General features: G+C 73.1%; 9 protein-coding genes. 6 read left to right on the plus strand and 3 right to left on the minus strand.

The window, feature by feature from the left end; genetic code table 11:
* Nucleotides 1-110: 110 nt before the first annotated feature.
* The 5 genes from ABZX11_RS46105 to ABZX11_RS46125 all read left to right on the plus strand — a co-directional run bounded on the left by ABZX11_RS46105 (nt 111) and on the right by ABZX11_RS46125 (nt 6,132).
* The gene (locus tag ABZX11_RS46105; RefSeq protein ID WP_354925143.1) at nt 111-1,496 is read left to right on the plus strand and encodes a DUF5691 domain-containing protein; all 1,386 of its coding nucleotides are present in this window, start codon (nt 111-113) and stop codon (nt 1,494-1,496) included.
* Nucleotides 1,493-2,578 carry an AAA family ATPase gene (locus ABZX11_RS46110; RefSeq protein WP_176171232.1) on the plus strand — a complete coding sequence of 362 codons (1,086 nt, stop codon included), beginning with the start codon at nt 1,493-1,495 and terminating at the stop codon, nt 2,576-2,578. Before ABZX11_RS46105 ends, ABZX11_RS46110 begins: the two co-directional genes overlap by 4 nt.
* Entirely contained in the window at nt 2,575-4,758 is a 2,184-nt protein-coding gene (locus ABZX11_RS46115; RefSeq protein WP_354925145.1) for a DUF5682 family protein, read from the plus strand. Before ABZX11_RS46110 ends, ABZX11_RS46115 begins: the two co-directional genes overlap by 4 nt.
* On the plus strand, nt 4,755-5,927 hold the full coding sequence (locus ABZX11_RS46120) for a VWA domain-containing protein (protein WP_354925147.1): 1,173 nt from the start codon (nt 4,755-4,757) through the stop codon (nt 5,925-5,927). Before ABZX11_RS46115 ends, ABZX11_RS46120 begins: the two co-directional genes overlap by 4 nt.
* Before the next feature lie 82 nt (nt 5,928-6,009).
* A complete protein-coding gene (locus tag ABZX11_RS46125) occupies nt 6,010-6,132 on the plus strand; it encodes a ribosomal protein bL36 (protein WP_354925149.1) in 123 nt (40 codons plus the stop codon).
* Nucleotides 6,133-6,299: 167 nt separating this feature from the next.
* On the opposite strand, the gene ABZX11_RS46130 is transcribed toward ABZX11_RS46125, so the two are convergent.
* Nucleotides 6,300-6,668 carry a VOC family protein gene (locus ABZX11_RS46130; protein ID WP_354925151.1) on the minus strand — a complete coding sequence of 123 codons (369 nt, stop codon included), beginning with the start codon at nt 6,666-6,668 and terminating at the stop codon, nt 6,300-6,302.
* Between the two features lie 88 nt (nt 6,669-6,756).
* Between ABZX11_RS46130 and ABZX11_RS46135 the strand changes: the two genes are divergently transcribed.
* The gene (locus ABZX11_RS46135; protein ID WP_354925153.1) at nt 6,757-7,386 is read left to right on the plus strand and encodes a winged helix-turn-helix transcriptional regulator; all 630 of its coding nucleotides are present in this window, start codon (nt 6,757-6,759) and stop codon (nt 7,384-7,386) included.
* Nucleotides 7,387-7,401: 15 nt separating this feature from the next.
* Here ABZX11_RS46135 and ABZX11_RS46140 read toward each other — a convergent pair whose 3' ends face one another.
* Nucleotides 7,402-8,859: an NAD(P)/FAD-dependent oxidoreductase gene (locus ABZX11_RS46140; protein ID WP_354925155.1), complete on the minus strand. Its 1,458-nt coding sequence runs from the start codon at nt 8,857-8,859 to the stop codon at nt 7,402-7,404.
* A 71-nt stretch (nt 8,860-8,930) separates the two neighbouring features.
* The gene (locus tag ABZX11_RS46145; protein ID WP_354925157.1) at nt 8,931-11,303 is read right to left on the minus strand and encodes a polysaccharide lyase 8 family protein; all 2,373 of its coding nucleotides are present in this window, start codon (nt 11,301-11,303) and stop codon (nt 8,931-8,933) included.
* Nucleotides 11,304-11,468 lie beyond the last annotated feature (165 nt).

The raw sequence follows: 11,468 nt of genomic DNA on the forward strand, positions 1-11,468 counted from the left end.
CACCCCGAACCGAGCGGAGCCACCATGAGTCGCCGGACAGCGAGCCCGGCACTCCTCCGCAGCGACCGGACCGAAGCCGTTCCCCGACCACTCCGAAAGGCGGTGAAGCCGTGAAAGCCTGGGAAGACCTCGTCGGCACCGCCCTCCTGGGCACCCGCCGCCGCACCCTGGACCCCGCCGCGCAACCCCCGGCCGTCCAGGGCCTCATCGCCGGCCGTCAGGATCCCGCCGAACAACTGCTCGCCGCCGCGGCCGTGCTCAGCTCCTACCGGCGGGCCGGGCGCCGGCCGCTGCACGACGTCCGGCCGCTCCCCGTCGCCGCCGATGACGAGCGCCCCTTCGTGCCTCCGCTCGCCCGGGATCGGCTCGGCCGGCTTCTCGCCGCCAGCCATCCCGATCTCCTGCTCGAATGGCTCGGCATCGTCGCCGGCACCGGCTACCGCGTCCCGCCCGAAGCCCTGCCGCTGCTCGCCGAGGCCGCCCGGACGAAGGCCGCCCTGCGGACTCCGCTGGCTGCCGTCGCCGGGCCGACCGGGGCCTGGCTCGGCCAGCGGAACCCCGACTGGTCCTTCCTCGCCGCGCCCGCGGAAGAGCACGCCGACGTCTGGCAGTACGGCAGCCTCGCCCAGCGTCGCCGGTGGCTCGCCGCCAAGCTCGCCCAAGATCCCGACGCCGCCCGCGAAGCCCTCGCCGCCTCCTGGAAGACCGAGCCCGCCGACGTCCGGGCCGACTTCCTCGGCGTGCTCGCCGGGCACGTGCGGCCCCAGGACGAAGCCTTCCTCGAAGCCGCCCTCACCGATCGGGCCGCCGCCGTCCGGGAACAGGCCGCCGAACTGCTCGGCCGGCTGCCCGGCACGCGGTACGGCGAAACCATGGCCGAACGGCTGCGGCCCCTGGTCCACCGCCGGAACCGGGTGCTCACCGTCGCCCTCCCCCACGGCGAACGCGGCGACGGCACCGTCCGGCTGCGCACCCTCGTCGCGGCCGCCCCGCTCTCCTTCTGGGCCGAGTTCGGGCCGCCCGCCGAGGTCGTGCGGATGACCGTCGAGGGCTGTCCGGCCGCCGTGCTGCGGGACTCCTGGGCCACCGCCGCCCTGCGGCAGCGCGACGAAGCCTGGGCGCAGGCGCTGATCGGTGCCGATCCCGGCGGGCGCACCACCCCGCCGCTGCTCGGCGTGCTGAGCCCGGCGAGCCAGGCCGCCACCGTCGGGCACCTGATCGGCAGGCTGCCCGTCGAATCGTTCGCGCGGCTGGTGCACGAGCTGCCCCGGCCGTGGACGAAGGAGCTCGGTACCGCCCTGCTCGACTGGATCGCCCGCCAGGACGACCACCGCCTGGTCTCGCACGCCGCCGTCGTCATCGCCCGGGCCGTCCCGCCCGGGTGCCTGCGCCACCCGCTGGCCACCACCCGCCTGTCCATGGACGCCGGGCCGTGGCGCCGGGCGCTCACCGAAACGCTGAACTTCCGCCGCGAAATGTACGAGGAGCTCGCATGACCGCCCCCACCGTCCTCCGGCCGCACGCCGAACAGGACCACGCCGCCGAGCTGGCCGCGCTGGCCGCCGCCGACGACCGGGCCAAGCCGCCCAACTGGAACCTTTCGCCGTGGGCCGTCGTCGAGTACCTGCTCGGCGGCACCCTGGCCGACGGCACCGTGATCACCCCGAAGTACGTCGGCCCGCGGCGGCTGATCGAGGTCGCCGTCGCCACCCTGGCCACCGATCGCGCGCTGCTGCTGCTCGGCGTGCCCGGCACGGCGAAGACGTGGGTGTCGGAACACCTCTCGGCCGCCATCAGCGGCGATTCGACGCTGCTTGTCCAGGGCACCGCGGGCACGTCCGAGGAGTCGATCCGCTACGGCTGGAACTACGCCCGCCTCATCGCCGAGGGCCCGAGCGCCGCCGCGCTGGTCGAAAGCCCGGTGCTGCGCGCGATGCGCGACGGCAAGCTGGCCCGGCTCGAGGAGCTGACGCGCATCCCGGCCGACGTCCAGGACTCGCTGATCACCATCCTCTCCGAGAAGACCCTGCCGATCCCGGAGCTGGGCACCGAGGTGCAGGCCCGGCCGGGCTTCAACCTGATCGCGACGGCCAACAACCGCGACAAGGGCGTCAACGAGCTGTCGAGCGCGCTGCGGCGGCGGTTCAACACGGTCGTGCTGCCGCTGCCGGACAGCGCCGAAGCCGAGGTCGAGATCGTCAGCAGGCGGGTCGCCGAGCTGGGCGCCTCGCTCGAGCTGCCCGCCGAAGCCGCCGAGCTGGCCGAGATCCGCCGCGTGGTCACCGTGTTCCGCGAGCTGCGCTCGGGCCGCACCGAAGACGGCCGCACGGCGGTGAAGTCGCCGTCCGGCACGCTGTCGACCGCGGAGGCGATCAGCGTGCTCACCGGCGGGCTCGCACTGGCCGCGCACTTCGGCGACGGCGTGCTGCGCCCGCACGACGTCGCGGCGGGCATCCACGGCGCCGTGGTCAAGGACCCGGTGGCCGACCGCGCGATCTGGATCGAGTACCTGGAGACCGTGGTCCGCGAACGCGACGGCTGGGCCGACTTCTACCGGGCCGGTCAGGAGATCTCTTGACCTCGACCCACCTGCTCGGCATCCGCCACCACGGCCCGGGATCCGCCAGGGCCGTGGCGACGCGGCTCGCCGAGCTCGAACCGGACGTCGTGCTCATCGAGGGGCCACCCGAAGCCGACGCACTGGTCGAGCTCACCGAAGACCCGGCCATGCAGCCGCCGGTCGCCCTGCTGGCGTACGCGACCGACGACGTCTCGCGCGCCGCGTTCTGGCCGTTCGCCGTCTTCAGCCCCGAATGGCAGGCGCTCGCCTACGCCCGCGAGGCCGGGATCCCGGTGCGGTTCTGCGACCTGCCGGCCGCGAACACCTTCGCCGCGCCCCCGGACGAGCACACCGGCCCGCCGGTCGACCCACTGGCCCTGCTGGCCTCGGCCGGCGGCTACGACGACCCGGAACGCTGGTGGGACGACGTCGTCGAGTCGCGCCGCGACGACGAGAACCCGTTCGAGGTGATCGCCGACGCGATGGCCGCGGTGCGGGAAGACGAGAAACCCCCGCAGGGCAACGAAGCCCGCCGCGAGGCGTACATGCGCTCGGTGCTGCGCCGCACCCGCAAGGACGGTTTCGAGAACATCGCCGTCGTCTGCGGTGCCTGGCACGTGCCCGCACTGGCGGACCCGCTGCCGCCGGCGTCCCACGACGCGGCCGTCCTCAAAGGACTGCCGAAGCGGAAGGTCGCGTGCACGTGGGTGCCGTGGACGCACGGGCGCCTGGCCACGGCGAGCGGGTACGGCGCGGGCGTCCGGTCGCCGGGCTGGTACCACCACCTGTTCACGACGGCCGACGACGTCACCGCGCGCTGGCTGGCCGGTGTCGCGGCGGTCCTGCGGGAGGAGGACCTGCCGGTCTCGACCGCGCACGTCATCGAGGCGGTCCGGCTCGCGGAAACCCTCGCCACGCTGCGGGGCCGGTCGTCGGCCGGGCTGGCCGAGGTCACCGAAGCCACCCGGTCCGTGCTGTGCGGCGGCGACGAAGTGCAGGTCGAGCTGGTCACCCGGCGGCTGGTGGTCGGCGAACGGCTGGGCGAGGTGCCCGAGCGCGTCCCGCAGCCGCCGCTGGCCGCGGACCTGACCGCGACCGCGAAACGCCTGCGGCTCAAGAAGGACCCGGTCGTCAAGGAACTCGACCTCGACCTGCGGACGCCGGGCGGGCTCGACCGGTCGAAGCTGCTGCACCGGCTGCGGATCCTCGGCATCGAGTGGGGCAGCCGGGAGGCGTCGGCCCGGCGGAACAAGGGCACGTTCCGCGAGACGTGGGCGCTGTGCTGGGAGCCGTCGTTCGAGGTCGACCTGGTCGCGGCCGCGGTGTACGGCACCACCGTGGCGTCGGCGGCCACCGCGGCGGTCCGCGGCACCGTCGAAGGCACGCCGCCGCTGGACGAGGTGACCACGGCCGTCGAGAACTGCCTGCTCGCCGATCTCCCGGAGGCGCTGCCCGAAGCGCTCGCGGCGCTCGACGCCCGGGCGGCGGCGGACGCGGACGTCGCCCGGCTGATGTCGGCGCTGCCCGCGCTGGCCAGGGCCACCCGGTACGGCAACGTCCGCGGCACCGACACCGGCGCGCTGCGGGCGGTGGCCGACCGGATGCTGGACCGGATCTGCGCCGGCCTGCCGCCGGCGGCCCACGGCATCGACGACGACGCCGCGGCCCGGCTGGCCAAGCTGGTCGACGGCGTGCACGACGCGACGTCCCTGCTGGGCGACGAGCCGAAGGAACGCTGGCTGGCGGCGCTGGCCCGGCTGGCGGAGCGGCCGTCGCTGCCCCCGCTGCTGGCCGGACGGCTCACCCGCATCCTGCACGACGCCGGGCTGTTCGACGCGCTCGACATCGAGCTGCGGCTCGGTCGCGCCCTCACGCCGGGCGTGGTGCCGTCGGCGGGCGCGGCGTACGTCGAGGGTTTCTTCGACGGCGGGGCCCTGCTGCTGGTGCACGACGAAGGCCTGCTGCGGGTGATCGACGCGTGGCTGGCGGCGATCCCGCCGGACGTGTTCACCGAGGTGCTTCCGTTGCTGCGGCGCACTTTCGGCGCCTTCAGCGGGCCGGAGAAACGGGCGATCGGGCAGCGCGCGGCCGGGCTCACCGGCACCGCGCGGGTGGTGGCCGTCGCCGACGAACTGGACGAGGACCGGGCCGAGCGGGTGCTGCCGGTCCTGGCGACGTTGCTGGGGGTGGGGGCATGAGCACGGCGGACACCGACCGGCTGCGGCGCTGGCGGCTGGTGCTGGGCGGCGACGGAGCCGGGCCGGGGTCGGGACTGGAGGACGCCCAGCTGTCCGATGAGGACAGTGGGGTGGACGCGGTGCTGGCCGCCCTCTACGACAGGCCCGACGAGGAGGCCACGGGCGGACCGCGCAGCGCGAACCTGGGTGCGTCGGCGCCGCGGGTGGCGCGCTGGCTGGGTGACATCCGGCGCTACTTCCCCAGCACGGTCGTGCAGGTGATGCAGCGGGACGCCGTCGACCGGCTCGGGCTCACCCGGATGCTGCTGGAGAAGGAGCTGCTGTCGGCGGTCGAGCCGGACGTGCACCTGGTGGGCACGCTGCTGTCGCTGAACGGCGTGCTGCCGGAGGAGACCAAGGAGACCGCGCGCGAGGTGGTCCGCAAGGTCGTCACCGAGCTGGAGGAGCGGCTCGCCGAGCGCACGCGGGCGGCGATCCGGGGCGCGCTGGACAAGGCGTCGCGCACGCACCGGCCGCGTCCCGGCGACGTCGACTGGGCGCGCACGATCCACGCGAACCTCAAGCACTACTCCCCCGACCTGCGCACGATCGTCCCGGAGAAGCTGATCGGCTTCGGCAGGCGGCAGCAGGCGGTGCAGCGGGACGTGATCCTGGCCGTCGACCAGTCGGGGTCGATGGCGGAGTCGGTGGTGTACTCGGGGCTGTTCGGGGCGGTGCTGGCGTCGATGCGGGCGTTGAAGACGTCGTTCGTCGCGTTCGACACGGAGGTCGCGGACCTCACCGAGCACCTGGCCGACCCGGTCGACGTCCTGTTCGGCACCCAGCTGGGCGGTGGAACGGACATCAACCGGGCGATCGCGTACTGCCAGGGCCTGGTCGAGCGCCCGGAGCGGACGCTGCTGGTGCTGATCAGCGACCTCTACGAGGGCGGCGACGAGGAGGAGCTGCTGCACCGGATGGCGGAGCTGGCCGGCGCGGGGGTCCAGGTGGTGACGCTGCTGGCGCTGTCGGACTCCGGCGCGCCGTCGTACGACCACGAGAACGCGGCGGCACTGGCCGAGCTGGGCATCCCGGCCTTCGCGTGCACCCCGGACCAGTTCCCGGACCTGATGGCGGCGGCCATCCGCGGCGACGACCTGCAGAGCTGGGTGGCCCGCGAGAGCAGCTGAGTTGCGGAATGAAACCGACGGGCAGGCGGTTGAAGGGGGTGTGGGACGCCAGCTCTCGCTCCCGCAGGAAGGACGGCTCGCCATGAAGGTCCGCAGTTCGATCCGCTCGCTCGCCCGCCAGCCGGGCGCCCAGGTCATCCGCCGCGGCACGAAGATCCTGGTCATCAACAAGGCCAACCCCCGTTCCAAGGCCCGCCAAGGCTGACCCCGCGACATCACCGGGCCCCGGAACCCCACGGTTCCGGGGCCCGCTCGCGTGCGCCAAGAGGCATCGCGCGTGACTGGCCGGGCATCACGGGTGATGCCCTCCTGATCACGGATGATGCCCGTCAAAGCACCCGGCCGACCGGCTGGTCAGGCCGGGCCGACCGGTCAGGCCGGGCCGGCGAGGCCGATGAGGTTGCCTTCCGGGTCGGTGAAGTGGGCGACCACCAGGTCCCGACCCGGAGCGCGGGCCGGGCCCATCCGGCGGGTTCCGCCGAGGCGTTCCGCGTCCGCCAGTGCCGCCGCCACGCCCGGGACGCCCACGTAGAACACCACGTGGCTCTCATACGCCGCGCCGCCTCCCACGCCGCCCGGGATGCCGTCGGTCTCCACGAAGCCGTAGGCGCCCGGCGCCGACACCTCGTCCGACACCGGGGCCGACGTGTCGAACTCCCAGCCGAACAGCTCGGCGTAGTACCCGCGCAGCCGCGCCGGGTCGGTGCCGATGATCTCGAAGTGCACGACCGGTCGGCTCATGACCGTTCCTTTCCGTCGATGTCCGGGTGCGGCTCACCGTACGCCGATGTAGTTGTTAAAAACAACCACGCACTTGTACATTAAGACCATGCCGACCAGCCGCAGCTACGGAGACGCCTGCACGATCGCCCGCGCCCTGGACGTCGTCGGGGAACGGTGGGCCCTGCTCGTGGTGCGGGAACTGCTGCTCGGCCCGCAGCGCTTCACCGACGTCCGCCGCGCGTTGCCGGGGGCCAGCGCGAATCTGGTCACCGACCGGCTGCGCGAACTGGAGGGCCGCGGCGTCGTCGCGCGGCGGAAGCTGCCGCCCCCGGCCGCGGCGACGGTCTACGCACTGACCGCGTGGGGCCGCGAGCTGGAACCGATCGTGCTGGCGCTGGGCGCGTGGGGCACCCGCGTCCCACGCCCCGAGTCCGCCGAGCTCGGTGTCACCTCCGTGCTGCTGTTCCTCCGCGGATCCGCCCGCCCGCGCGACACCGCCTGCTACCGCGTGGAACTGGACAGTCGCGTGTGGACGGTGCGGACCGAGCCGGGCCGCCTGACCGTCGAGCCGGGCGAACCCGGCGCCCCGGACGCCACGATCCGGACCTCCCCCTGGACGCTGAACGCCCTGCTCGAGCACCCCGCCGGGCTCGACGAGGCCGTCGACGACGGCCGGATCACCATCGAGGGCGACCGGAACGCCGTCCGGCGGCTGCTGCGCCAACGCGAGAGCTGAGCGGGCAGACCGAACTCAGCGAGCGGCGCGGCCGAACTGCAGCACGCCGTCGTCGACGCGGGCGAACCGCATGTCCGCCAGGTCGAGCAGGTAGTTCTGCCGCATCATCCACGGCCGTCGGCCGCCCTGCTTCGGCAGGTTCGACGCAGCCCTCTTGATGTACCCCGACTGCAGGTCCACGATCGGCCGCGGCCGGCCCGCGCCCGTCGCCGAGGCCGCGTCCGGCACGCAGAACGCGAACCCGTGCCGGTCCAGGTACGCCAGCAGGCGGCACACGTACTGCGACGCCAGGTCCGCCCGCAGCGTCCACGAGCTGTTCGTGTACCCCACGCACCACGCCAGGTTCGGCACCCCGCCGAACATCGTGCCCTTGTACGTCCGCTGCTCCCCCGGCTCGATCGCCCGCCCGTCGACCGTCAGCGCGATCCCGCCGAAGGCCACCAGCCGCAGGCCGGTCGCCGTCACGATCACGTCCGCCGGCAGTGAACGGCCCGATGCCAGCGCGACGCCGGACGTCGTGAACCGGGCGATCCGGTCGGTCACGATGTCCGCTTTGCCCGACCGCAACGCCCGGAACAGGTCTGCGTCCGGCACCAGGCACAGCCGCTGGTCCCACGGGTCGTACGACGGCACGAAGTGCGGGTCCACCGGGATCGACGCCGGCAACTGCTCGGCCACCCGCTTGCGCAACGCCGAAGCCGCCCGGCCGGGCAGCCGCCGCATCAGCTGGAAGAACAGCGTGCCCATGACCACGTTCTTGCCGCGCACCACCCGGTGCGCGAGCTTCTCCGGCAGCAACGCGCGGATCCGGTCGGCCAGCGCGTCGCGGCCGGGCCGCGCCACGATGTACGACGGCGAGCGCTGCAGCATCGTCACGTGCGAAGCGGCCGAAGCGAGCGCCGGGACCAGCGTCACCGCCGTCGCGCCGCTGCCGACGACCACGACCCGCTTGCCCGCGTAGTCCAGCGCATCCGGCCAGTGCTGCGGGTGCACGATTTCCCCGGCGAACTCCGCGCGGCCCGGGAAGTCGACGACGTGCCCGGACTCGTACGAGTAGTAACCACTGCACAGGTACAGGAACCGGCAGGTGAACGTCGCCCCGTGCGCGGTCGAGACCGTCCACCGGGCCTCCGCGGACGACCACGACGCCGTCGTCACCCGATGCCCGAAGCGGATGTGGCCGGTCACCCCGAAAGCCGAAGCCGTCGACCGGATGTAGCTCAGGATCGACGGCCCGTCCGCGATCGCTTTCGGGTCCTTCCACGGGCGAAACGGATAACCGAGGGTGAACATGTCCGAATCGGACCGGATGCCCGGGTACCGGAACAGGTCCCAGGTACCGCCGATCGTGTCACGCGCTTCCAGCACCGCGTACGTCTTGCCCGGCAGCCGCTCCTGCAGCCGGCAGGCCGCGCCGATGCCGGACAGGCCGGCGCCCACGATCAGGACGTCCACGTGCTCGGCGACAGTCATGTCCGGCAGCGTAACCGAGGTGGGGACCCCGCCGGACCGGGTCGGGGCACCGGCCCGGCGGGGAGGTCCGGTTACACCAGGACGACCTTCGTCGCGCCGAAGGTGCCCTTCAGCGGCACCTCCACGGCCCGGCCGCGCACGGTCACCGTCACGCTGTCCTGCAGCTGCGTCGGATCCGACACCGCGAGCTGCGTCCGCGCGCCGCACCGCCCGAGCGCCACCGACGCCGGGCCCGACACCGCGAGGTCGCCGACCGAGCCGGCCGCGAAGAAGTTCGCCAGCACGGTGCCGCCCGGCACGCGGATCGCCTGCACCACAGGGGTGTTCGCCAGCACGCGCCACGCCCAGGACGCCGTGAGCGTGTCGATCCACGATGCACCCGGCAGCACTGCGTACGCGTACTTCGCGTCCGTCGGCTTGACGCCGTGTTCGAGGACCAGCTTCTGGTACCGGCGGGTGTTCGGTGTCGTGGTGCCCTTCGTGTTGGCGCCGGTGTCGATGTCGCGCCAGGCACCCGTGCGGTCTTCGCGCAGCGCCGTCACCGAAGCGTCGTCGAGCAGCACGTACCCGCCGACGTTCTCCAGGTGCGCCCAGCGCGGCCGCCGCAGTGTGGTGGGTTTCCCGAGGTCGGTGGCCACGCGCCGGCCGTCGGCCAGCAGGGTGCCGCGGCCGCCCTCGCCGAGGTTGCGGTTCTCGATCGTCGTGCGCACCGCGTAGCCCGACGTGCCGGTGATCCCGGCGCCGAGGCAGACGATCCCGTCCGGGGTGAAGAACCACGACTTCTTCGCGACCAGCGAGCCGTCCCAGTTCTTGAAGTCGAACGCGCTCGTGCCGTGCCGTGCGTCCCAGCGGACACCGCCGGTGTGCGCGTTCGGGCCGGTCGGTACCCCGCCGAACTTGGGGTCGACCGGGCCGTCGTGCTCGGTCGTGCCGGGCAGCAGCAGCGGGTCGACCGTCGGCCAGTAGGCGTCGGTGTAGTGGCCCTTGGCGTTCGGCAGGAACGTGTAGAGCACGCCGTCGCCGACGTGGTAGCCCTTGAGGTTCTGGCCGTTGATGGCTTCGTAGCGGGAAATCCGCGTCGAGCTGACGCCCAGCGACGCCGACCACCCTTCGGTGACGTGGACCAGCCGGTCCTGCTGGCCGAAGCCGCGGTGGGTCGCCTCGACCCGCGCCGGGCGCGCTCCCGACGCCAGCATGTCCTGCGCGAACTCGATGCCCGGCGTCGCCACCAGGTCCGGGCCGGGCGCGAACCGCTCGGGGTCCGGGATCTTCAGGAACGGCGCGAACTCGCCTTCCTTGATCCACTTCGCGGCCAGGGCGTTCAGGTCGGTCTTCGTCTTGCCCGACGCCGTCCGGGCCAGCACCAGCGTCGCCACGGTGAGCTGGTGGCCGATGTCGTGCCCGGTCTCCCCCTGCCGCGACAGCATCCGCCCGCGCACCGGCTCCATCAGCGCGCCGGCGTAGACGAAGGGCGCGAAGCTGTCCGCGACGAGCGCGTAGATCTTGTCCTTCAACGCCTGTGGGAGCGCGTACTCGGTGCCCTGCGTGACGTGGATGGCGCCGGCGAGCGCGGTCAGCAGCACGATGCCGTAGTGGCCGGGGTACGGGATGGTGTCGTGCTGGATGAACGAGCCGTCGACGTGGAAGCCGTCGCCGGCCGCGCGGTCCAGCTTCGCGACGACGCTCGCCGCGCCCCCGCCCGCGACGTCGGTGAGCGCGTCGATGCCGGTTTTGATCCACGCCGCGTCGCCGAGCATCGCGCCCGAAACGATCGAGATGAGCGCCTTGTCCGCGCGGTTGGCGCCGGTTTCGACGACCGACGCGTTGTTCGCGCGCAGGTTGGGGTTCCCGACGAACCGCTTGACCGGCTTGAGGTAGCGGGCCAGTTGCTCGGCGGTCAGCTGGTCGGCGACCACCGACAGCGTGTGCAGCAGGTAGTACGGGATGCCGATTTCGTAGGTGTACCAGTTGCCGATCTCGCCGACGTTCTCGTTGTACTGGCTGGCGTAGATGAGCTCCAGCGCCGACTTGATGCGGTCGAGCACCACCGGGTCACCGGAGAGGGAGCCGCCCGGCGTGCCCCAGTCGACGGCGATCGCCCGCAGCCGCGCGTACATCGAGGTCGTGTAGTCGCTGCCGGGACCGAGCGGCAGGTCCGTCCACAGTGGAGCACCACCGCCGGCCACGGACAGGCTGGCGTTGTAGGCCTTGGCAACCCGCCCGAGGTTGGCCAGCGCGGCGGCGCGTTCCGGCGACGGCCGGTTGATCCCGGTCTGCAGCTGCCGGTAGGCGGCAACGATCGACGCGGTCGCGGCGGGCACCGGGCTCGCTTGCACCGCGGGCACGGCGGCGGGGCTCGCCGCGAAGGACGGGCGGGTCAGGAGCACGGTCGAAGCGGCCGCCAGGGCACCGCCGCGCAGCGCGTTTCTCCGGTTCACGGGCATGACAATGCCTCCCAGAAGACATCTTCGGCTAACGGGGATTCGGGTGTGCGGCGGCGGAGGGTCCCGGCCCGGCGTTTGCGCGGAAGCTCAGCGCACGAGGAGGCCGATGGCGGTGGCCAGCCGGCCGAGGTACTCCTCCCGGGTCTCCACCTGGTGCTTCAACCC

Origin of the sequence: Amycolatopsis sp. NPDC004169 (genome assembly GCF_040610315.1) — a bacterium.
Taxonomy (GTDB): Bacteria; Actinomycetota; Actinomycetes; order Mycobacteriales; family Pseudonocardiaceae; genus Amycolatopsis.